The sequence below is a fragment of the Loktanella sp. PT4BL genome, assembly GCF_003201935.1.
In the GTDB taxonomy this organism is placed as follows: domain Bacteria; phylum Pseudomonadota; class Alphaproteobacteria; order Rhodobacterales; family Rhodobacteraceae; genus Yoonia.
Map to the genome: position 1 here is coordinate 337,487 of NZ_QJJL01000002.1, position 22,329 is coordinate 359,815.

At 57.8% G+C, this 22,329-nt stretch carries 20 protein-coding genes and 1 tRNA gene; 12 read left to right on the plus strand and 9 right to left on the minus strand.

Translation table 11 applies throughout. The features are described 5' to 3' along the window. Positions 1-46 precede the first annotated feature (46 nt). The 3 genes from C7964_RS06575 to C7964_RS06585 form a co-directional block, all read right to left on the minus strand. A complete protein-coding gene (locus C7964_RS06575) occupies positions 47-1,570 on the minus strand; it encodes a tripartite tricarboxylate transporter permease (protein ID WP_110278879.1) in 1,524 nt (507 codons plus the stop codon). A 3-nt stretch (positions 1,571-1,573) separates the two neighbouring features. Then, the gene (locus C7964_RS06580; protein ID WP_110278880.1) at positions 1,574-2,071 is read right to left on the minus strand and encodes a tripartite tricarboxylate transporter TctB family protein; all 498 of its coding nucleotides are present in this window, start codon (positions 2,069-2,071) and stop codon (positions 1,574-1,576) included. Positions 2,072-2,149: 78 nt separating this feature from the next. Next, positions 2,150-3,133: a Bug family tripartite tricarboxylate transporter substrate binding protein gene (locus tag C7964_RS06585; RefSeq protein ID WP_110278881.1), complete on the minus strand. Its 984-nt coding sequence runs from the start codon at positions 3,131-3,133 to the stop codon at positions 2,150-2,152. Between the two features lie 142 nt (positions 3,134-3,275). Here C7964_RS06585 and C7964_RS06590 point away from each other — a divergent pair, with 142 nt between their 5' ends. Genes C7964_RS06590 through C7964_RS06600 form a run of 3 tightly spaced genes read left to right on the plus strand, consistent with a single transcriptional unit; the run spans position 3,276 to position 6,357 of the window. Then, a complete protein-coding gene (locus C7964_RS06590; RefSeq protein ID WP_110278882.1) occupies positions 3,276-3,938 on the plus strand; it encodes a response regulator transcription factor in 663 nt (220 codons plus the stop codon). Further along, positions 3,935-5,335: a sensor histidine kinase gene (locus tag C7964_RS06595; protein ID WP_110278883.1), complete on the plus strand. Its 1,401-nt coding sequence runs from the start codon at positions 3,935-3,937 to the stop codon at positions 5,333-5,335. Before C7964_RS06590 ends, C7964_RS06595 begins: the two co-directional genes overlap by 4 nt. Continuing rightward, positions 5,305-6,357 carry an extracellular solute-binding protein gene (locus tag C7964_RS06600; RefSeq protein ID WP_110278884.1) on the plus strand — a complete coding sequence of 351 codons (1,053 nt, stop codon included), beginning with the start codon at positions 5,305-5,307 and terminating at the stop codon, positions 6,355-6,357. Before C7964_RS06595 ends, C7964_RS06600 begins: the two co-directional genes overlap by 31 nt. Here the strand turns inward: C7964_RS06600 and C7964_RS06605 are convergent. Next, on the minus strand, positions 6,354-7,673 hold the full coding sequence (locus C7964_RS06605) for an ATP-binding protein (protein WP_110278885.1): 1,320 nt from the start codon (positions 7,671-7,673) through the stop codon (positions 6,354-6,356). The two genes, C7964_RS06600 and C7964_RS06605, sit on opposite strands and share 4 nt — an antisense overlap. A 44-nt stretch (positions 7,674-7,717) precedes the next feature. On the opposite strand from C7964_RS06605, the gene C7964_RS06610 reads away from it, so the two are divergent. Beyond that, on the plus strand, positions 7,718-8,620 hold the full coding sequence (locus C7964_RS06610) for an MBL fold metallo-hydrolase (RefSeq protein WP_110278886.1): 903 nt from the start codon (positions 7,718-7,720) through the stop codon (positions 8,618-8,620). A 360-nt stretch (positions 8,621-8,980) separates the two neighbouring features. Further along, a tRNA-Asn gene (locus tag C7964_RS06615) sits at positions 8,981-9,055 on the plus strand. A gap of 125 nt (positions 9,056-9,180) precedes the next feature. On the opposite strand, the gene C7964_RS06620 is transcribed toward C7964_RS06615, so the two are convergent. Continuing rightward, complete coding sequence (locus tag C7964_RS06620) at positions 9,181-11,535, minus strand: methyl-accepting chemotaxis protein (RefSeq protein WP_181417121.1); 2,355 nt, start codon at positions 11,533-11,535, stop codon at positions 9,181-9,183. 250 nt (positions 11,536-11,785) lie between these two features. Between C7964_RS06620 and C7964_RS06625 the strand changes: the two genes are divergently transcribed. The 4 genes from C7964_RS06625 (at position 11,786) to C7964_RS06640 (ending at position 15,399) form a co-directional block, all read left to right on the plus strand. After that, the gene (locus tag C7964_RS06625; protein ID WP_110278888.1) at positions 11,786-12,619 is read left to right on the plus strand and encodes a bifunctional allantoicase/(S)-ureidoglycine aminohydrolase; all 834 of its coding nucleotides are present in this window, start codon (positions 11,786-11,788) and stop codon (positions 12,617-12,619) included. Positions 12,620-12,794: 175 nt separating this feature from the next. Further along, complete coding sequence (locus C7964_RS06630) at positions 12,795-13,802, plus strand: ABC transporter substrate-binding protein (RefSeq protein WP_110278889.1); 1,008 nt, start codon at positions 12,795-12,797, stop codon at positions 13,800-13,802. Positions 13,803-13,855: 53 nt separating this feature from the next. After that, on the plus strand, positions 13,856-14,641 hold the full coding sequence (locus tag C7964_RS06635; RefSeq protein WP_110278890.1) for an ABC transporter ATP-binding protein: 786 nt from the start codon (positions 13,856-13,858) through the stop codon (positions 14,639-14,641). Further along, entirely contained in the window at positions 14,641-15,399 is a 759-nt protein-coding gene (locus C7964_RS06640; RefSeq protein ID WP_110278891.1) for an ABC transporter permease, read from the plus strand. Before C7964_RS06635 ends, C7964_RS06640 begins: the two co-directional genes overlap by 1 nt. Before the next feature lie 52 nt (positions 15,400-15,451). Here the strand turns inward: C7964_RS06640 and C7964_RS06645 are convergent, their stop codons facing one another. From C7964_RS06645 to puuE, 3 genes are read right to left on the minus strand one after another with little or no spacing between them, the layout of a single operon-like run. After that, positions 15,452-16,885, minus strand: a complete 1,434-nt coding sequence (locus tag C7964_RS06645) for a nucleobase:cation symporter-2 family protein (RefSeq protein WP_110278892.1) — start codon at positions 16,883-16,885, stop codon at positions 15,452-15,454. A 56-nt stretch (positions 16,886-16,941) separates the two neighbouring features. Then, positions 16,942-17,427 carry an ureidoglycolate lyase gene (locus C7964_RS06650; protein WP_110278893.1) on the minus strand — a complete coding sequence of 162 codons (486 nt, stop codon included), beginning with the start codon at positions 17,425-17,427 and terminating at the stop codon, positions 16,942-16,944. Further along, complete coding sequence (gene puuE, locus C7964_RS06655; protein ID WP_110278894.1) at positions 17,424-18,836, minus strand: allantoinase PuuE; 1,413 nt, start codon at positions 18,834-18,836, stop codon at positions 17,424-17,426. Before puuE ends, C7964_RS06650 begins: the two co-directional genes overlap by 4 nt. Positions 18,837-18,985: 149 nt before the next feature. Here puuE and uraH point away from each other — a divergent pair, with 149 nt between their 5' ends. Continuing rightward, entirely contained in the window at positions 18,986-19,339 is a 354-nt protein-coding gene (gene uraH / locus C7964_RS06660; protein ID WP_110278895.1) for a hydroxyisourate hydrolase, read from the plus strand. Here the strand turns inward: uraH and C7964_RS06665 are convergent. Beyond that, entirely contained in the window at positions 19,324-20,244 is a 921-nt protein-coding gene (locus C7964_RS06665; protein WP_110278896.1) for a LysR family transcriptional regulator, read from the minus strand. The two genes, uraH and C7964_RS06665, sit on opposite strands and share 16 nt — an antisense overlap. A gap of 101 nt (positions 20,245-20,345) precedes the next feature. Here C7964_RS06665 and C7964_RS06670 point away from each other — a divergent pair, with 101 nt between their 5' ends. Beyond that, positions 20,346-21,581: a urate hydroxylase PuuD gene (locus C7964_RS06670; RefSeq protein WP_055292719.1), complete on the plus strand. Its 1,236-nt coding sequence runs from the start codon at positions 20,346-20,348 to the stop codon at positions 21,579-21,581. 133 nt (positions 21,582-21,714) lie between these two features. After that, the gene (locus tag C7964_RS06675; RefSeq protein ID WP_220000164.1) at positions 21,715-22,320 is read left to right on the plus strand and encodes a TPM domain-containing protein; all 606 of its coding nucleotides are present in this window, start codon (positions 21,715-21,717) and stop codon (positions 22,318-22,320) included. Positions 22,321-22,329 lie beyond the last annotated feature (9 nt).

Here is a 22,329-nt window from a genome sequence, read left to right on the forward strand (position 1 = left end):
GTCGCCACGCGCAGATTCCAAAACGAAATCTGCGCGCCTGCTATAATCAATCGCCGTCGGCGACACCTTCCGCCCGCTTGCGCGCACGGCGTGCACGGTAACTTGGCAAAAGCACCAGCAGAAGGGCCAAAACCAGCAGGCCCAATGTCATCGGACGCTCAAGGATAAAGCCAAGCCCCTGATAAAGCTGCATGGAGCGCGCAAAGTTGTCTTCCAGCATCGTGCCAAGGATGAACCCGATCAAAAGCGGTGCCAGCGGATAATCCGCAAACCGCAGGATCGTGGCGACCACACCAAAGCCCACAAGGATCAAGAGCTCGGTCGCGTTATTCTGCCCGATATAGGCCCCCATCAGCGTAAAAAACAGAATGAAGGGGATCAGGTAGTTGCGCGGGATCGAGAGGATCTTGGCGATATAGGGGATCAGCGGCAGGTTCAGCACCAAGAGCACCAGATTGCCGATGAACATCGAGATAATGACAGCCCAGAAAATCTCGGGCGTGTCCGTCATCAGACGCGGACCGGGGGTGACATTCAATGCAATCAGCGCGCCCAGCAGGATCGCTGTGGTTCCCGACCCCGGAATACCCAAGGTCAACAGCGGCACAAATGATCCGGTACAGGCCGCGTTATTGGCTGTTTCCGGCGCAGCGAGGCCTTTGATCGACCCTTTGCCGAATTCGGCCTGCTCTTCGCCTTTGGCAAGGTTGCGTTCCACAGCATAGCCGAGGAAAGACGCAATCGTCGCCCCTGCACCGGGCAAAACGCCGATGAAAAAGCCTTGGACAGACTGACGCCCGATCACCGGCAACATTGCCCGCCCTTCGGCGCGCGAAAAGCGCAGATTGGTGATCTTGTTGCTACCGCCTTCGGCATTGCTGGCCCCGCGTGCGGGGTTCAGCACAAGAAAAAGCGCCTCTGGCAGGGCAAACATCGCCATCGCCAGTGTGATAAAGCTGATGCCGGACTGCAGGTCCATCATGCCCATGGTAAAGCGCGGCATGCTGAACAATGCGCCCTCGCCCACGGTGGCAAGGATCAGACCCAGCAGGGTCATCATCAGCGCCTTACCCACTTGCCCTGTGCCGGCGAAGGCTGCGATGGCCGACAGACCAACGACCATCAGCGCAAAATACTCGGCCGAATGGAACAAGAGCGCAACGGATGAAAGCGCGGGTGCAAAAACCATCAAAAGGATCGCCCCGATCGTACCGCCCGCAAAGCTACTGACGGCCGCGATGGTCAGCGCCTTGCCAGCCTGCCCCTTGCGCGCCATCGGATAGCCGTCAAAGCTGGTGGCGACGGTCCCTGCCACGCCGGGCGCATTCAGCAGGATCGACGAGGTCGAGCCGCCAAAGATCGCACCGTAATAGACGCCGGCCAACAGGATCAGCGCCGCGGCCGGATCACCCAAGGTAATCGCCACCGGGATCATGATGGCGATAATCGACATCGGCCCCAGACCCGGCAACATGCCGATGAATGTTCCGATCAGACAACCGAACACCACCATAAGGATGTTCTGCACGGAAAAGGCCGCTTCAAGGCCAATCAAAATTCCTTCAAGCATTGCCTACATCCCCATGAAAAACGGAAAGGGCCGCAAGAAGATGCCAAGCACCTCTTGGACCAGATACCACACAAAACCTGTGGCGAAGACCGCAACGGGGATCATGATGTGAAACTTGCGCTCACCCAGGATCGCGCTGCCGGCCACCAGAAAGACGGTGGTCGAGATCAGAAAACCCGCAGGCCGCAGCATCAGCGCGTAAAGCACCATCAGCGCCAGCAGCATCAGCGCCTGACCGAGTTTGTATTCATGCAAACGGCGATAGTTGATTTCAGTGGCCGAGGGGCCCGCGTCGCTGTCGTCGGTCTTTTCCAGACCCAAAAGCACAACCAGACCAACGATAATCCCGAGAACGGCCAGCACCTTTGGAAAGGTCGAGGGCCACACAGGGTTACGTTGCATAAAGGGGGGAAGAAGCTGATCCATCGTAAAGAATGCGGCATAGCCATAAACGCAGCAAAATAAGACAAAGATCAGCGCGATCCAACGATCCAGCGCCATGAATTCCCCTCCCTGAAAATTCGTGTAGTGAAACCGTCCCGCATGATCGCGGGACGGTAAGGTATTGCGGCTTAGTTCTTAGAGAAAGCCGAGTGTCCGCATCAGGTCACCGATTTCCTTTTCCTGGTTGTCCAGGAATGCGCGGAAGTCTTCACCGTTGTTGTAGATGTTGACCCAGCCGTTACGCGCGCGGACTTCTTCCCACTCGGGTGTGTCGTACATCGCAGCAATGGCGGCCTGCATTTTCGCAACCTGTTCGTCCGCCAAACCGGGTGCAGCAAAGAAGCCGCGCCAGTTGATGAATGTGGTATCGAGACCCTGCTCGACCATTGTGGGCGCGCTGTCATAGGCAGGTACACGCTCGGGGGATGTCACGCCGAGAATGCGGACTTCGCCCTGGTCGGCCAGCGCAATCGCCTCGGAAAAACCGGTTGAGAGCGCCTGGATTTCACCGGACAGCAGACCTGCCATGGCAGCGCCACCAGCGTCATATGGAATGTAGTTGAACGCTGTGGGGTCTTCGCCAGCGGCCTGCATTACAGATGCCGCAACTAGGTGGTCAAGCCCGCCGGGCACAGACCCACCACCAACGGCGAAGCCCATGCCGTCTTCACGGTACGCAGCCAGCAGATCATCCATCGACTGGATCGGGCTGTCGATGCTGACAACAATCGCCGCATAGTCACCAACGGTGCCGGCGATCAGTGTCAGGTCACGATAGCTTTGTGGAAACACGCCTGTGAGCGAGCGGATGATGATCGGTGTGGAATTCACCATCATGGTGTTCTGCAGTGATTCCGCATTTTCGATCAGGTGGGCAATCGCAACACCGCCCCCGCCACCGGACATGTTCTCGTAAGATGCGGTGCCGACAAGGCCGGAAGCAGTCAACGCCTCACCAGTGCCACGGGCAGTGCCATCCCAACCACCACCAGCGCCGCCGGGGATCAGGAAATTAATCTCGTCCATCACCTGATGGCCGCCAGCGGTTGCTGGGTTTGTAAAAGCGAGTGTGACGGCCGCAGCGGCCATCACGACCCGGCGGGTCATGTTCAATGTCATCTGTATTCCTCCCATTTGACAGGCGCGGTTTCCCCGCCCATGCTAAATAACCGCATGCGAAGCTGACACGAGCCTGACACCAGATGAATTAATTCACGCACGTCCCGATTTGGGGCTGTGCGGACCGAGGAGAAACCGATCAATGCGCTTTTTGCTCGTTGAGGATAACGAAGAACTGGGGGAGGCCGTGATCGCGCGCTTGTCGCTTGACGGACATGCTGTGGATCATGCCATGACATTGGCCGAGGCCGAGGAATGGCTGGCCATTGCGGACTATGACCTGATGCTGCTTGATGTGATGCTGCCCGATGGTGACGGTCGTGAATTTTTGCGCAAAACACGGACAGTCGAGCGACTTCCGGTGATTGTGCTCACCGCGCGCAGCCAAGTGTCCGACCGCGTGGATACGCTTGATATGGGCGCTGATGACTATATCACAAAACCATTTGATTTCGGTGAGTTAGAAGCCAGATGTCGTGCAGTTCTGCGCCGTCGCGGCACGCCGACACCCGCACTTATTCCGCTTGGCACGGCGCTCTTTGACCCGTCAGGCGGGACCCTGCAGCAAAACGGCGACACAAAGCCCCTGCGCAACCGCGAACTGCGCCTGCTCGAAGTCTTTGCGCGCAACAAGGGGCAAATCCTGTCCAAGACCCAACTGCTTGACCGCCTGTTCTCGCAGGATGCCGAAGTGAGCGAAAACGCAATCGAGGTTTATGTCGGCCGCCTGCGCAAGCGGCTTCAAGAGGCCGGGGTCGAGATCGAAACAGTGCGCGGTATCGGATACCGGATGACATGGCCATGAGTACCATCAATTCGCTGCCGTTCTGGTGGCGCTCCATCGGCCAACGCCTGACGATCCTGCTTGCGGGTGTCGCGGCTGTGCTGGCTATCCTGTCATGGTGGACCGTTACGACCTTCGCACGCGAAGCGGCCGAACAGACCCAAGACAACGTGCTTGTCGCCTCGGCCACCACGATCGCCGAGGCGTTGCGCAGTGAACAGGGCACGATTCTGCTGGAACTGCCCTATTCAGCCTTTGCGATGCTGGATGCGATCGGTCAGGACCGCGTGTTCTACCGCGTGTCTGCTGAGGGTGTGACGCTGACCGGCTATGATGATCTGGCCGAACCCGTTAATCCGGTCGGCCGGCCCGGGGCTGCGACTGTCCGCACGATGAATTATCGCGATGACATGGTCCGTGCGGTCACCGTCCAACGCACGGTTCTGGCAGGCCAACAGCCAGTCCCCGTTCTGGTCACTGTCGCTCAGACGCGTACAGGAGTAGAGGCGATTGGCTCTGAACTTTCACAAACAGCCGCAGGGCTTTCCGTGGCGCTCTTTGTGCTTGCCGTGGGGCTCGGGGCCGTTGCAGCGAGCAACGCATTGAAGCCGCTTAACAGCTTTGCACAGGCCGTATCACGGCGCGGCCCGGCCGATTTGCGACCCTTGCGCCGCCAGGTTCCCGCGGAACTGTCACCACTTTTGATTGCCCTCAACCGTCTGATGGAGCGGTTGGGACAATCCATCCGGCGGTCCGAGGAGTTTATTGCCGAAGCTGCGCACCGCGTCCGCACGCCCTTGGCGACGGTACGGGTGCAGGCAGAACTGGCGCTGCATACAGTTGAAAAAGAAGAAGAAAAACAAATGTTGCGACGGATTATCCGTGCAGTCGATGAAAGCTCACGCTCCGCCAGCCAGCTTCTGGATCATGCCACGGTCAGCTTTCGTGCCGATGCGCTGGCGCAGGACCACGTTGATCTGGCGGAACTGGCAGCGCGTGTGTCGGACGGGCTTGCACCGACCGCCGACATGAAAGACATCGCGATCATCCTGAATTGCCGCGGCCCCGCTGATGTGCGCGGTGATGCGATTTTGCTGGAAAGCGCGCTGCGCAATGTTCTGGACAACTCTGTCAAATATTCGCCTGCGGAAACCGACATCAATGTCACCCTTGACCGCATGGACGACAAATTCTGGCGCCTGACGGTGCGCGATCATGGGCGCGGGTTTTCCGCGCCCTCCTTACCGGATCTGACCGCGCGCTTTCAGCGCGGCACCAACGTCGATCAGGTGGTCGGATCCGGCCTTGGGCTCACCATCGCAAAAGAAGTGCTTGATGCCCATGGTGGCCGTATCGAACTGACAATTCCCGAAGATGGAGCAGGCGCATGCGTTTCCCTGATCTTGCCCGCAGCCTGATTGCGGCAGCACTCTTGCACTGTCTGGGCGGGCCACTGGCCGCCTTGGAACTTGAAGACCAGAAATTCTACCCCGGCACGGGTGAGGTTGTCCTCAAAGTGATCTCGACCGGTGACCTGGAGGTTTTCGAGCCCTTCATTCTGGCATTTCAGGCCGAAAACCCCACGATCGGTATCGACTATTCGGTGACCTCAAGCGCCGAGTTGCATCGCGCCCTTACGCAGGGTGCGGTGTTTGATGTCGCCATTTCTTCGGCGATGGACCTGCAATTCCAACTGGCCAATGATGGTGCGGCACAGGCCTATACATCCCCCGTGACGCAGGCCCTGCCCGTCTGGGCACAATGGCGCAATCAGGTCTTTGCCTTCACTGCAGAACCCGCCGTCGCGGTCATCTCGCGCGAGACTTTCGCAGGTATCGAACGCCCAACAACACGCCAAGACCTGATCGCGCTGCTGCGCCAGAACCCCGAGATTTTTCAGGATGCGATTGGCACCTATGATGTCCGAAGTAGCGGTCTGGGGTATCTTTTCGCGACCCAAGAGGCCCGCAATTCCGATACCTACTGGCGGCTGTCCGAACTGATGGGTTTGCGGGGTGCAGCACTCTACTGCTGTTCGGCGCAGATGATCGATGATGTGGCCGCAGGCCGGTTGTCATTGGCCTATAACGTGCTGGGGTCCTATGCAGCCGAACGGATCGCACGTGATGACCGGTTGGAAATTCTGGACCTGCAGGATTATGCCACGGTCATGCTGCGTACAGCACTCATCCCTGCAACGGCGACGGAGACGGCTAGCGCGGGGCTCTTTATCGACCGCCTTTTGCAGGAAGGGATGCGCGACGAGTCGCGCGTTTGGGCCCTGCCGCCTTTGGGCGCCGCCGAGACACCCGAAGCCCGCGCCTATGGCCCGATCCGGCTTGGCCCCGCACTCCTGGTTTATCTTGATCGGCTGAACAGAAACGCGTTTCTGAGCGCGTGGAGCGATGCCATGCTGCAGGACGCTGCGGACAATCCCTAGCGCGCCAGAACCAACTCGGCCTTTAACCCGCCGAGCCTTTCGCTCACCCCCAAGCGCAGGACCCCCCCATGGGTACGCGCGATATCGGCGACAATCGACAGGCCAAGGCCGACACCGCTGCCCTTGTCCTGATTGCGCGCCGGATCAAGGCGGACGAAGGGGCTCAGCGCCTCGTCATAGCGCTCTGGCGGAATGCCGGGACCGTCATCCTCAACCCAGAACCGGACCGCCCGATCCGTCACACTGACCCCGATTTCGGCCCGTGTGCCATAGCGCAGTGCATTGCCCACCAGATTGTCCATTGCACGGCGGATGGCCAATGGGCGAAGACTGACTTCTTCCTCCGCGCCCTCGATCCCCCCCAGCGTCACATTCTGCTGCATCCGCGTTGCATCAGCCAAGACGTCCTCGATAATGCGGCCCGGGATCGTTGGTTCAAGACTGTCGCCGGCATCGGTGCGGGCAAAATCCAGAAATGCGTCCAAGAGCCGCTCCATATCATCCACGTCATGCGTTAGCGGCGCTGCGTCCTCGGGGTCCAGCATCGAAAGCCCCAACCGCAGGCGGGTCAGCGGTGTGCGCAGATCATGGCTGACCCCTGACAGCATCATTGTGCGGCTTTGGGTCTGGCGCTCGAGGCGGTTGCGCATATCGAGAAACGCCATTCCGGCAGCACGGACCTCAATTGCGCCGGTTGGTGTAAACGGGGTGATCCGGCCCTTGCCGTAATCCGTGGCAGCACGGGCCATGCGTTTGATCGGACGGAGCTGGTTGCGCAAAAAGACATAGGCAATCGCCGTCATGATACCGCCCAATACGACCATGATCACCAGCAGTTGATGCGGATTTGAAGCAGACACGCGCGCGCGCCGCAAATCCATGCGCAAGGGCCCGTGCCGGGTATCCACCCAAACCACCACCCTGCTACGCTGTTCCAGCGAGACAGCCAGAATACCATTCACACCCGCGCGCAGCGTTTCAATGACCGTGCCGCCGGTGAGGTCTACAAAGGGAAGAATATCCTGCGTGATCAGATCATCCGCCGGCAAAACAGTGTCGATTTCCAAGGGCCCATCAATCCGCGCGAGGGCTGTGCGTGCGTCTGCAACTGTTGTCTCGGTATTTGCCGTATCCACCAAAAAGCGCAGTTCAATGTTGACGGCACTTGTCATCAGGCGGGTGACACCTTCAAAGTGGCGCTGGATAAAGACAACAGAGACAAGCAATTGCAGCAGCAGAATTGGCATAACCAAAATCAGCGCCGCGCGCGCGTAAATGCCTCTCGGCATGTATTTTTTGAGCCAACCAAAGAACATTTTGCCACGCTAGCGTGCCATGGACGAAACGGAAAGCGGTTGTGATGGCAGAATTTTCTCCCGTTGCAGGCAAGCCGCTGGATCTGTCCGACGACTTGCAACTGGTGCTGGCACCAAACCCTTCGCCCATGACCTATCTGGGAACCAACACATTTCTCCTGGGAAGGCAGACGCTTGCCATCATTGATCCGGGGCCTGACGATTCGGCACATTTGGCGGCGCTGGAAGCAGCTATTGCGGGGCGTCCGGTCTCACATATCCTGCTCACGCACAGCCATCTGGACCATTCTCCACTTGCCGCAACTTTGCGTGAGAAACTGGGCGCGCCGACCTATGCGTTTGGCGACAGTCGCGCAGGGCGCAGTGCCGTGATGCAGCAACTGGCCGCAGAAGGGCTTGCCGGAGGCGGCGAAGGCATTGACCATGCGTTTTCGCCTGACCGTACACTCAGTGACGGCGAAATGCTGTCTGGTGCCTGGGGCGACATCACCGCCCTGCACACGCCAGGGCATATCGGGAACCACCTTTGTTTTGTCTGGAACGACGCGATCTTTACCGGCGATCACGTCATGGGCTGGGCCAGTTCGCTGGTCTCTCCGCCCGATGGGGACCTGAGCGATTTTATGTCCTCCTGCGCAAAGCTCCAGAGCCACGATGCGCGTGTCTATTATCCCGGGCATGGTGCGCCGGTCACGCAACCGGCGGCGCGGCTCGCGTGGTTGATCGCGCACCGCAAAATGCGTGAGGCGCAAATCCTTGCAACACTCGCCAACACACCTGCAACCCCCGCCATGATCACGTCAGCCATCTATGAGAACCTTACAGCTGGCCTGGCAACAGCGGCAGAGCGTAACGTCTTTGCGCATTTGGTCGACCTTTACAAACGCGGCAAAGTCAGTGCCGCACCGCAGCTCGCAACAGGTGCAATATTCACCTTGCGCGCGTAGGGTCAGGACCCGTTCACGCCAGAGCAACAGTCTGCCGGATTTCGCGCTGACATGGTGCAAGATCGCAGCAAGATCAGGGAAAGGACCTCACTGTTTCCACGCTTTGCAAAGCAATCCGAGACCCGTCTGCGCCAAGCCCGTAAGCCGTGATTTTCATATGATTCCAGCAACTTTGGCCGCTGTGACATAAAGCGACTATCGCAACCACTCCCCAAGCCATGGATGTTTTTTCAAAATCGCGCTGACGCCGTGTTTTAATGGGTCAAAACGCGCGCAACGGATGCATTTGAAAAGTTTCGCAAAAACACCACAAAACCCTCTGGACGTCTCGGAATCGCATTGCTATATGGGCCCGAGTGTTCCGACGTAGCTCAGCGGTAGAGCAGTTGACTGTTAATCAATTGGTCGTAGGTTCGATCCCTACCGTCGGAGCCAATTCCCCATCTAAATGAAGATTTTTAGGGTCGTATTGGCCTTAAAACGCGTAACGGCACGCCGATGCCGCGCGTCGTATTGCAACGCGCGGCAAATACCGTTTCATTAAGCGCGTTCAGGGCAAATCAAAAGTCCTGCCAGATATCGTCACGGGGACTTCCCCCGCCAATGACCTTGGCCGCTGCAGGCCTTGCGTCATGATAGGAAGGCAAGTCGGGGGCATGCTGTGCCGGTTGCGGGACAAATTGCATGATATTGTCCTGAACGGCAGAACCACCGATTGCGGTTTCATCCAGGCGGAAATGCGTGACCAGTTCCTCAAGTTGCGCTGCGTCGCCATTCAACGCGTGGCTGCTGGCAGTTGCTTCTTCCACCATTGCCGCATTTTGCTGTGTCACCTTGTCAAGCTGGGTCACACCGATGTTGATCTCGCCAAGACCAATTGATTGTTCTTCCGCGCCTGATGCAATTTCGGCGACAAGATCAGAGATATGATTGATATGACTTGCAATTTTCGTCAGCACCTCGCCGGCTTGCCCGACAAGCGTGACACCGCGCTCGACCTGACCAGAGCTTTCACTGATCAGTGATTTGATCTGTTTGGCTGCATCCGAGGAACGCTGCGCAAGCGCACGCACCTCTGATGCGACAACGGCAAAGCCACGTCCCGCCTCGCCAGCGCGCGCCGCTTCGACGCCCGCGTTCAGCGCCAGCAGATTCGTCTGGAACGCAATATCGTCAATGACACCGATGATCTGTGATATTTCCTGTGAGGACCCTTCAATTTCCGTCATGGCATGCACAGCGTCTTTCACCACCGGCGCACTCTTATCCGCGTCATCACGTGCGCTGCCCACAACCTCTTTGACCTGACGGGCACCATCGGCCGCAGATTTGACGCTGGCGGTCATCTGGTCCAGTGCCGCGGCTGTCTCTTCCAGTGTCGCGGCCTGATTCTCTGTGCGGCGAGACAAATCATCCGAGGCGCGGCTCATCCCGTCCGAACGCTGTCGGATCGCGCCAGAGCGGATGACAACAGACCCGATTGTCTTGTTCAGATTGAGTACGGTGCGGTTGTAGTCCTGGCGCAGCTGATCATAGTCGCCATCAAATGGCGTTTCGATCCTATGTTGCAGATCACCATCGGCAAGTTTGGTGAGTGCGATACTCAACCTGTTGACGACCTCTGCCTGTTTCACCTGCAGTGTCTCGCGTTCTTCCTCTGCCAGGTCGGACGCGCGCAATTTTTCACGGAAATTATCCAGACTAGTGAATAGGCTACCGATTTCATCACCACGTTTCTGATCCGACAGATCAACATCATAGTCTTTGTCTGAAACACGGCCCATCGCCTCACCAAGACGCGCCAGCGGCCCCACGACCGACCGCGCAGTGAGCCAGCCCAAGAACGCAGAAATACCGGCAACGAAGACAGTCACCAGAATCATCTTGTTGCGCGCCGCAATGACAGGGGCCTGGACTTCAGCAGAGGCAATCTCGCCGATGATCGCCCACGTCTGTCCGAAGACGTCAATCAAAGCGCCCTTGGAGAGCATATCATCACCACTAATCCCGGTAGTCAGACCTTGAAACGTATCGCCACCGTTGAATATCGCATTGACTTGGGCAGCGTCCGACACATCCGAAAGACGCCCGACCCCGGTCTCAAAGCGCGGCGCATTACGTGTCCGCCTGTCAGGACCAATGGCATATATGCGTCCGGTCTCATCCAGTCCGAGCGGATCATTAAATATTTCATCAATTTGACCTGTTGGCACCTGAACAGCCACAACCCCAAGCAGCTGATTGCTTTGATCGAAAACCGGTGTCGCCAGAAATGCTGCGGCATTGCCGGCGTCCGGCTCATATCCCGCAAAGTCAGCAAAATATATCTGGCCCTGCTCGCCGTCCCGCGCCGCAGTGAATGCCGATGCAAGGCCGCTATCGGCGTGGGGCCCGTCAGCGAAGTTTGTCGCATAATCCCCGTTTTTCTCGACCGAGTACATCAGATCGCCACGGCGATTGAACAAAAAGAAATCATAGTAGCCAGAGGTCTTCGCAATATCGCGGAAATACGGGTGAAAACGCCCGTGCTGGAAGTGGTAAGGAACAGATTCAGGCGCCTGATCAAACTGGTCACGCTCGCCGGCCGGATTGGGGTTATTCGTGATATAGGCATCACGCAAACCGGCGCTATCGATCATCAGATCATAAGAGCTGCCAAACGAGCCAAGGGCCGCGACGACCGTCGGATCATTTGCATAGCCTGCAACATTCCGTCCCATGTTTTCAAACCATGCAACCAAGCTGTTGCCACGGCTTTCCGTCAGGATACGGAAATTTTTGCGCGCATCCTGAAACACAGCCTGTCGAAAATCCAGATAGCCAACAACGGCGATACTGACACTGGCAACCACGCAAAGCGCAGCGATGATTGACGGTAGTTTTCGCGATAGTGCGATTGAAGTCGAGAATCCCATTAGCCCCTCACAGAATATGCAATGCTTGGCAGCGTTATGAACGATGGGGTTTAAGAACAGCTTAAGCCGGCTTTGACGCCTCCCGAGCGCCTGGGGCATGACCAATCAAGGCATCGCAATCATACGATACCGTTTGAAATCCATGCGCCATTATCAAATTTATCCGATAAGCCTTGTCTGACGATAGCGGGTGGTGTCTGATGCCTTGCAGCCCCATATTTCTATGCAATTACAACCGACAGGAGCCGATATGTCAGGCAAATATTACGCCCCTACCGGGGGACATCCAAGCCAGGACCAGCTCCTGACAGATCGCGCGATCTTTACAGAGGCCTATGCCGTCATACCGAAAGGGACGATGCGCGATATCGTGATCAGCTATCTGCCCTTTTGGGAAAATACCCGCCTTTGGGTGATCGCGCGTCCCCTCAGCGGTTTTGCCGAGACTTTTTCGCAATACATCATGGAGGTCGGGCCAGGCGGTGGTTCGGATCAGCCGGAGGCAGATGCCGGTGCCGAAGGCGTGCTCTTTATCGTCGAAGGCACAGCAACCCTGACTGTCGGAGGGCAAACATATCAAATGGTGCCGGGTGGATACGCCTATCTTCCGCCTGCTTCGGGATGGACCTTGCACAACACGACCGACGGGATGTTGCGGTTTCACTGGATCCGCAAGGCCTATGAACCGGTCCCCGGGCTTGATCTGCCGGAGGTCATCGTCACCAACGATCGTGATGTGCCCCCCACCGTGATGCCGGGGACTGACGGGAAATGGGCAACGACGCGTTTTGTCGATCCCGCGGACCTGCGCCATGACATGCATGTGACCGTCGTCACGTTTGAACCGGGTGCGGTTATTCCGTTTCTGGAAACCCATGTGATGGAACATGGGCTCTATGTGCTGGAAGGCAAGGCTGTCTACCGGCTGAACAACGACTGGGTCGAGGTCGAGGCGGGTGATTACATGTGGCTGCGCGCTTTTTGCCCGCAGGCCTGTTATGCTGGTGGTCCGGGCAAATTCCGCTATCTGCTTTATAAGGATGTGAACCGGCACATGAACCTGCGCATTGGAGGTGCGCGATAGGCGCCGCAGCGCAAAAACTGCGTAGGAAGTTGGTCTGGCACAGGCCTCTTTGCCTATTTTTTGAGCAGCTATCTAAAGATCGTGCACTAAAAAGGTTTTAACACCTGTGATCCCTGTATTGCGTCGGCTCCCTTTGGTATTCCTTTGAAGGTTAACAATTTCACGGGACACGCCAATGATTTTCGACAAAAAGATGCTTGCGCTTGCTGCAAGCCTGCTCGCTTCACCTGCCATCGCGCAAACCGATATGCCTTTTGCGCTGGACTGGAAATTCGAAGGGCCAGCGGCACCCTATTTCCACGCTCTTGACGCGGGCTATTTCGCGGATGCGGGCCTGACCGTCACCATCAGCGAAGGTGCGGGCTCGCTTGACGCCATTCCAAAGGTCGCGACGGGGGCGTTTCCTGTAGGTTTCGCCGATATAAACTCGCTCATGCGGTTTCTGGACCAGAACCCCGATGCACCGGTTACCGCCGTTATGATGGTCTATGACAAACCACCGTTTGCCGTGGTTGGGCGCAAATCCCTGGGCGTTGAGGCACCCGCCGATCTGGAAGGCAAAGTGCTTGGCGCCCCGCCTCCTGACGGCGCATGGGCGCAGTTCCCGATCTTTGCCGCAGAGACCGGATTGGACGTCGATGCAATTACCGTCGAGCCGGTGGGCTTTCCGACCCGCGAACCGATGCTTGCCGAAGGCAATGTCGCGGCGATCACCGGCTTTTCATTCTCTTCCACACTGAACCTCAAGCGTCTGGGCATTCCCGAGGATGATATTTCGGTGCTGTTGATGGCCGATTATGGTGTGGATCTTTACGGCAATGCGATCATCGTCAACACCGACTTTGCCGCAGCAAACCCTGAACTGGTGACCGGTTTTCTGACGGCCATCGCCAAAGGCTGGAAAGACGCAATTGCCACGCCTGACGCGGCCATTGCCGCCCTGATTGAACGCAACCCTGCTGCGGATGCCGCCCTTGAAACCGAACGCCTGCAAATGGCGATCGACGCCAATGTTCTGACTGACTATGTCATCGCGAACGGCATGGGCGGAATTGATGACGCCCGCATGGCAAGCGCGATCGAGCAGACCAAATCGGTCTATGAGTTCGTAAACGCGCCCGATGCGTCGCTCTATTTTGATGGAAGCTATCTACCCACAGCGGATATGCTGATGTTGCAATAAACAAACGGGCCGCTGTACATTGCAGCGGCCCTTTTCCATCAAGGCTGAAGACCATCGAAAACCTCATTGAAATCAAAGGCGTCAAGCACGCCTATAAGACCGTCCATGGCCCGCTTGAGGTTCTGGACGGTCTGGATGTGACCGTGCCTGAAGGCACGTTCGCCGCCGTCGTCGGCCCTTCGGGCTGCGGGAAATCCACGCTGACGCGGCTTGTTGCGGGCCTTATGACCCCTGATGAGGGCGAGGTCTGGCTGCACGGCGAACGTGTGAAAGGCCCGCGCAACACCGTGGGCATGGCGTTTCAGAACCCTGTCCTGCTGGAATGGCGTACGATCCTTGATAACGTCATTCTGCCGCTGGAAATCGTGGCCCCCCGTATGCCGCGCAAAGACCGGGAAGCGCGTGCGATGGAACTGCTGGAAATGGTGGGGCTCGTCGGGTTCGAGAACAAACGCCCTTCGGAGCTCTCTGGGGGCATGCGCCAGCGCGCGTCGCTCTGCCGTTCGCTGGTGCATAAACCCGACGTTTTGATTATGGACGAACCCTTTGGCGCGCTTGATGCCTTCACGCGCGAGGACCTGTGGCAAACGATGCGTGATCTGCGCGCCGCAGAACCTTTCACGGCCGTTCTGATCACCCATGATCTGCGCGAAAGCGTGTTTCTGGGCGATCAGGTTATTGTGCTGTCTGGGCGCCCTGCCCGCACGCAATATGTGATGGACGTGGACCTGCCCGCCGACCGCACGCTGGATGTGCTTTTCACCCCCAAGGCCGCCGATATGCTGCATGTGCTGCGCGACCAGATCAAGATCGCCCAAGGCCGCGAGGTTGACCACTGATGTTCAGTAAAATCGCCACCCCGATCATCGCGATCATTGTCTTTCTGGGGCTGTGGGAGCTTCTTGTATGGGCCAATGGCTGGCCGAATTTCAAAATGGCCTCGCCGTCCGACCTGCCGCCGGCGTTCTGGAAGTACAGGGAATTGTTCCTTGAAATGGGCTGGCAGACGCTCTGGCGGACGGTTGTGGGCCTTTTCCTTGCCGTGATCGTCGGCACAGTCATCGGCATGATCATTGGCTTTTCACGGATCGCGCGTGATGCGCTTTATCCGCTTTTGATTGGCTTCAATGCGATCCCCAAAGCGACCCTCGTGCCAGTGATTTCCCTGCTGTTCATCGGGCAGCATGATTTCAACACCGTGCTGATGGCCTTTATGATCTCGTTCTTTCCCATCGCCGTGTCGGTCGGCATCGGGCTGTCTACCTTGGAGCCCGAATACCGCGATATCCTGCGCGCACTTGGCGCATCGAAAGCCACGATTTTCTGGAAAATCGCCCTGCCCAAGACATTGCCGGAGTTCTTTGGCGCGCTGAAGGTCTCGGCCACTTTGGCCTTTATCGGCACCAACCTTGTGGAGATCGTCAGCCCGCATGGTCGCGGCCTAGGCGCGTTATTCAAATCCGGCGAAACGAATGGCGACTACCCGCTGATGTTTGCCGTGCTGATCGCGCTCGCCTTCCTCGGGATCGTTCTCTACTACGCGGTGATCTTTCTGGAACGGATATTCGCAGGCTGGGCTGACCGCGAAGCGACCTAGCAAAAAAGGCCCGGTCGGATGACCGGGCCTTTCTGATTTTTGCCTGTTGCTTTTATGACTTTGGCAACGACCCGTGGCCATGTCCTGTCATACCGCCCGAGACTTCTTCGGTCGCTTCATCTGACAATTGCTCTGGCAAAATCAGGTTCAACACGATGGCAATCACCGCAGCGGGCAACAGACCCGATGTCATCAGAATGCGCAGCGTATCCGGCAGATACTGTACCGCCAGCGGGTCAAGCTGCAGGCCCAGACCGATAGACAGCGCAATCGCAAAGATCACCATGTTCCGGCGGTTCCAGTTCACATCCGACAGCATCGAAATACCCGCCGCAACAACCATGCCGAACATCACGATGACACCGCCACCCAAGACCTCAATCGGGACTGTATTGATCACAGCACCCACCTTGGGGATCAGACCACAAATGATCAGGAAGATCGCACCAATGGTCACCACATGGCGGCTCATCACGCCGGTCATGGCGATCAGGCCCACGTTCTGGCTAAAGGACGTATTCGGAAAACCACCGAACACGCCAGCAACCGCTGTGCCGAAACCATCAGCATAGGTCGCACCTGTGATTTCCCTGTCGGTGGCTTCGCGTCCGGCGCCGCCTTTGGTGATCCCCGACACATCGCCCACGGTTTCCACCGCCGAGACGAAGGCCATCAGGCAGAACCCGATAATGGCGGCAAAGCTGAGTTCAAACCCATATTTGAAGGGGCTGGGGAATGCGATAGGTGCAGCGCGGTTCCAGCTTGCGGCGATCCCTTCAACGGTCACCATCCCCATAAGCATCGCATAGAAATAGCCCACCAGAATACCGATCACTACAGCCGAAACAGCGAGCATCCCTTTGGCGTAGAACTTGAGCCCGAGAGTCACGAAAATCACGACCAGCGCCGCAGACCAGTTCAGTAGCGAGCCATACTCAGGCGAATTGATCGCAGGCACGCCACCGGCGGCATACTGGATGCCGACCTTGACCAAGGCCAGACCGATCATTGTGACCACCAGGCCGGTGACCAGTGGCGGAAGCGCAAAGCGGATTTTGCCGATGAAGGTTGCAATAAGCATGTGAAACAGACCACCGATCATCACACCGCCGAAAAGCGCAGGCAGTGCATCCACGCCTTTGCCCGCCACAAGCGGGATCATGATGGGAATAAAGGCAAAACTGGTGCCCTGCACGATGGGCAGACGAGCACCCACGGGGCCAAACCCGATGGTCTGGAACAATGTCGCGATACCGGCAAACAGCATCGACATCTGGATCAGATAGGTCATATCGGGAAACCCTTGGGCGCCTGCATCTGATCCAAACCCGAAACCCGCCGCCCCTGCAATAATGATCGCAGGCGTGACGTTGGATACAAACATCGCCAGCACATGCTGGATACCGAGCGGAATGGCCCGATGAAGTGCCGGTGTATAGTTCGGATCGCGGAGCTGCTCCGGTGTTCCGATTGTGTTGTCAGCCATAGTATTGTCCCTCCCTTTGGACGATCTTGCCAGTCTTCCCGCTGGCAAATTTCTTCTCACCCCAGAATGGTGAATGGTGTGTCGAACCAATGCTCTTGCAGGTTCGGACCCTCCCCGATCCGATCCACAACAGCGAAAAGCCCGGGCACATGGATCGGCGTCAAAACCCCATGCCATGTCCCGCGTGCGAAATTGATGCCCTGCCCGGCGCTTGTCAGAAACGCGCGCGGCTGGCCTGGTCTGCCGCCCGCATCGGGCGCGACGACAACAACGAAAGGATCAAAACTCATCGGCAGAAAGGCCTGGCTGCCCTGCGGGTGACGTTCCATCATATCGAGCGTGATCGGAAACTGCCGCGCCTCAGCCTTGAAAAGGCTGATCCCTGCGCGCCCGTCGACCATGTCGATATTTGCGCGGTCGTGATAGCGCCCGCAAAGCCCCTGATTGATGATCTTGTCCGGATCACCCGCCACATCCAGCACATCACCGAACGGTGCGAACGCCTCTTTCGTCAACGGTTCAAGATGCAATTCCGTGCTCATGCGCCCAGCTTTTCGATCAGGCGCAACTGCGCAATGCGTTCGACCTGACGGCAGGCCTCGGCGAATTCCGTGTCGCGATCGTTTTCGATCCGGCGGTGAAATGCGGCAAGGATCGAGGCCTTGTCGTGATCCTTCACCGCGATGATGAAAGGGAAACCATGCCGCGCGACGTATTGCGCGTTGAGCGACTGGAACGCCGCGCGTTCGTCGTCGGTCAGCAGGTCAAGCCCCGCCCCTGCCTGCTCGGCCGTGCTTTCCGCCGTCAGCTTGCCCGCCGCCGCCAGTTTACCCGCCAGATCAGGGTGCGCTTTCAGCACATTCAGGCGCTGTTCTTCGGACGCAGAGCGGAACACCCGCGCCAGCGCGCTATGCACGCCAATGGCGGTGTCATGGGTTGGCCCCAATTCAAGCGCATGGGCGCCTTCGGCAATCCACGGGCTATGCTCGAAGATACCGCCAAAAGCCGCAACGAAAGTGTCGCGGTCCATTTCAGAAGGGCGCACAGCGTTTGGCGCAGGATGCTGCGCCGCCCAATGATCCGCAATCTGTTCGCGGGTGGCGAACCAGACGTCATCGTGAGATTTGAAGTAGTCAATCACCCGCGCCAGTGCCGCCGCGCGGCCTGGACGCCCCATCAGACGGCAATGCAGACCAATGGATAGCATTTTGGGCGCACCTGCGGCACCTTCAGCGTAGAGCATATCGAAACTGTCGCGCAGATATCTTTCAAACTGGTCGCCATTCGTGAACCCCGCCTGAATACCAAAGCGCATATCGTTGCAGTCCATTGTATAGGGGACGATCAACTGGTCAGTGCGGCCAAAGCGTGACCAATAGGGTAAATCATCGGCATAGCTATCGGCCACATAGGCGAACTGGCCAGTTTCAGCGACCAAACGCACCGTGTTGTTGGAACAGCGGCCCGTGTACCAGCCACGCGGCGCCGCACCTGTGACTTCGGTGTGCAGGCGGATCGCTTCGGCGATCTGCGCTCGCTCGACATCTTCGGGCATGTCCTTGTGTTCAACCCATTTCAAGCCGTGGCTGGCAATTTCCCAGCTTGCGGCCTGCATCGCGGCCACCTGTTCCGGCGCACGGGCCAAGGCGGTGGCAACGCCATAAATGGTAATCGGCAGATCGCACAGCAAACGGTGCAGACGCCAGAAACCGGCGCGTGACCCGTATTCATAGATTGATTCCATGTTCCAGTGCCGCTGGCCGGGCCAAGGTGATGCACCGGTTATCTCGGACAGGAATGCCTCGGATGCAGCATCGCCGTGCAAGATATTGTTTTCGCCGCCTTCTTCGTAATTCAGCACGATCTGCACAGCGATTTTTGCCCCGTTCGGCCAGTTGGCAGCGGGCGGGTTCGGTCCATATCCGGTCATGTCGCGGGGGTAGCGGGTCAAGCCATGTTCCTCTTCAAAGTTAATTTCCTATAAAGCAAAGCAATGATTTTCTTTTTCAAAAAAAATGCGAAAGAGCCTCTTGTTTGCGTCGCTTTGCGCTTCATCTGCCTTTCTGGCACTAAGTGGAACAGCATCAAAGGAGCAGCGCAATGAGCGGTTATCTGACAACACATGTTCTGGACACGGCGCGCGGTTGTCCGGCGCAAGGCCTCAAAATTGAGCTTTTTGCGATTGCGGGCGAGACGCGCAGCCTGCTCAAGACCTTGGTCACGAATGATGACGGGCGCACGGATGAACAAATCCTGCCTGCGGATCAATTCGTAACCGGTACATATGAGTTGGTATTCCACGCAGGGGCCTATCTTGATGCTATCGGCACCCCGCCCGAAGACCCGCGTTTTCTGGACATCATTCCGATCCGCTTTGGCATGTCGGAAGCATCGCATTATCATGTACCGCTGCTGCTGTCGCCCTTCGGCTATAGCACTTATCGCGGGTCCTGATTACCGCGCACGACGGCGCTGATCCGGTCGATCACGAAATCCATAAACAGGCGCGTTTTGGGGTCTTGCCGCCGCCTATGCGTGAACAGACACGCCATCTGGATCGGCACGGGCGGCGTCTTGGTCGCAACAGGCACCAAACGGCCCGCTTTGATATGCTCGGCCACTTCGAAGACAGGTTTCATCGCGATCCCGTTGCCCGATAGCGCCCAATCGGTCAGCACATCGCCATCATCGGATTCGTAGCGGCCCTGGACCCGAAACTTCTTTGGTCCCTCTTGCGTCATCAGACGCCATTGAAATTCCGACGCACCGGGAAAGCGCAGGTTCAGGCATTCATGGCGGTCCGCGATCAGATCGTCGCCCGAGGCAGGGGTTCCGCGCCTGGCAATATAGGCCGGTGCGGCGCACAATATCCGCTGCACATCAGCGATCTTGCGGATGCGCAGGTTGCTATCTTCCGGCTCACCCAGAAAGAACGCGAGGTCCAGACCTTCGGTCGTCAGGTCCACTTTGCGATCCGTCAGACGCAGGCGCAGGGTGATTTCGGGATAAAGTGCCAGAAAATCCGGCACATGTGGCGCAATCAAACGCCTGCCAACCCCTAACGGGGCCGCAACATAGAGTGCGCCCTTGGGGTTTTCGGTGATATTGACCACTTGGGTTTCGGCATTCGCCACGCTTTCCAGAATCTCGCAAGCGCCGCCATAAAACGCCCTGCCCTGTTCGGTCGGCGTCAGGCTCCGCGTGGTGCGCTGGAACAGACGCACGCTCAGATGCCCCTCAAGCTGGGAAATGCGCGCGGACGTGACCGCAGGCGAAATCCGCAGATCGCGCGCGGCGGCGGACATGCTGCCAAGCTCATAGACACGGACGAATGTGCGGATATTGTCGAGATAAGACATTTGATTGTTTTTTTTGATGCTGTTTGGCCTCTGCAAGGAATAGCAGAACAATCCGCGCTCGCATAGGATGGGCTGAAGCCAACGCAAAACGGGGACACGCCATGTATGATCTTGCTATTTTCTGGGACTGGATCGCTTTTTCGGTCCGCTGGCTGCATGTCATTACCGCCATGGCGTGGATCGGCGCGTCGTTCTATTTCATCGCGCTTGATCTGATGCTGAAGCCCGCGCCAAACATGCCCGAGGGTGTGTCCGGCGAGGAATGGGAAGTCCACGGCGGCGGGTTTTATCATACCCAGAAATACATGGTCGCACCGCCACAGATGCCCGAGCATCTGACATGGCATAAATGGCAAAGCTATTCCACGTGGCTCTCGGGTGCTGCGCTTTTGATGATCGTCTACTGGGTCGGGGGTGAGCTTTACCTGCTGGATCCCACCAAGGCCGACCTGGCGCTCTGGCAAGGTATCCTGATCTCGGGTGGATCGCTGACAATCGGCTGGCTGGCCTATGACGCGATGTGCAAATCGAAACTGAGCGAACAGCCGACCCTGCTGATGTTGCTGCTGTTCGTCATCCTTGTGGCCATGTCATGGGGTTACAACCAGGTCTTCACGGGCCGCGCAGCGCTGCTGCATCTGGGCGCTTTCACCGCCACCATCATGACCGCAAATGTGTTTTTCCAGATCATGCCGAACCAGCGCATCGTGGTGGCTGACCTCAAGGCGGGCCGCACGCCCGATGCCAAATACGGCAAGATCGCCAAGGTGCGGTCTACCCACAACAACTATCTGACCTTGCCCGTCGTGTTCCTGATGCTGTCGAACCACTATCCGCTGGCCTTTGGCACAGAGTATTCCTGGATCATCGCAAGCCTGATCTTTCTGACTGGTGTCACGATCCGGCATTACTTCAACACGATGCACAAGACCGGCAAAGGGCCACATTGGACATGGGCGGTGACCGTGTTGCTGATGATCATCATCGCATGGCTGTCTACAGTGCGCACGGGCGACACATGGCAAGAGGCCGAAGCCCGCCCGCTGACCGCTTATGAGGAACGGTTCGCGTCGGCCGAAGGATTTGATGCGGCCTACAACACGGTCATCGGCAATTGTTCGATGTGCCACGCACGCGAACCCGTCTGGGGCAATATGCAATGGGCGCCCAAAGGTGTGTATCTGGAAACCCCCAGCGATGTGGCGCGCCATGCCAGCCAGATTTACCTGCAAGCAGGTGTCAGCCACGCCATGCCCCCGCCCAACGCCGTCCAGATGGACCCCGAGGCGCGCGCAACACTTGTTGCCTGGGTGCGTGAGGTACGCAACGGCAGCTAGGTTCATGCAGCAACGCAAAAGTATATGAAAATCAATGTCCTTGTCGTATGGTCCGGAGCAGACAGTGCCGGACGAAAGGGCAGACATGCGAAGGACAGTCTTTTGTCTCTCCCCAAGATTGTTTTGGGCCTGCGTGCTGGTGCCATTCCTCTGGTTCACGGCCGCATTCGCCCAAGCACCTGACAACGCCCCCGAAGATCAGTTCTGGGTGACGGATCAGGCCGGCATTTTGAGCATCTCGGCCATCAAGAGCCTGACCGACACGGCCAAAGCCTTCGAGGCGCAAACAACCGATCAGGTCGTGGTGGTGACCGTCAACACGCTTGCGGGCTGGACGGTCGAACGCTACGGGCGCTGGCTCGGGAATACATGGGGCATCGGGCAGGCAAATGCGGACAATGGTGTGTTGCTCCTGGTAGCCCCCAATGATCGCAGGGTGCGGATCGAGGTCGGGCGCGGGCTGGAAGACAGGTTGCCGGACCGGATTGCCCAAAGCATCATCGACAACGAAATCCTGCCGCGCTTCCGTGATGACGACCTAGAAGGCGGCATCGTCGCGGGACATCAGGCAATTATTGCGGCGTTGGGTGGAGAATACCGCGAACCGACAAACTGGGAATCGTTTCTCTTCCTGTTGTTTCTGCCCTTCTTTGCCATCGGCCGTTTCTTCGGATTTGGCGGCGGTTTTTTGGGTGGTGGCGGCCTCTTTGGCGGCGGCGGCGCCTCGGGCAGTTGGTGAGGACAAGAT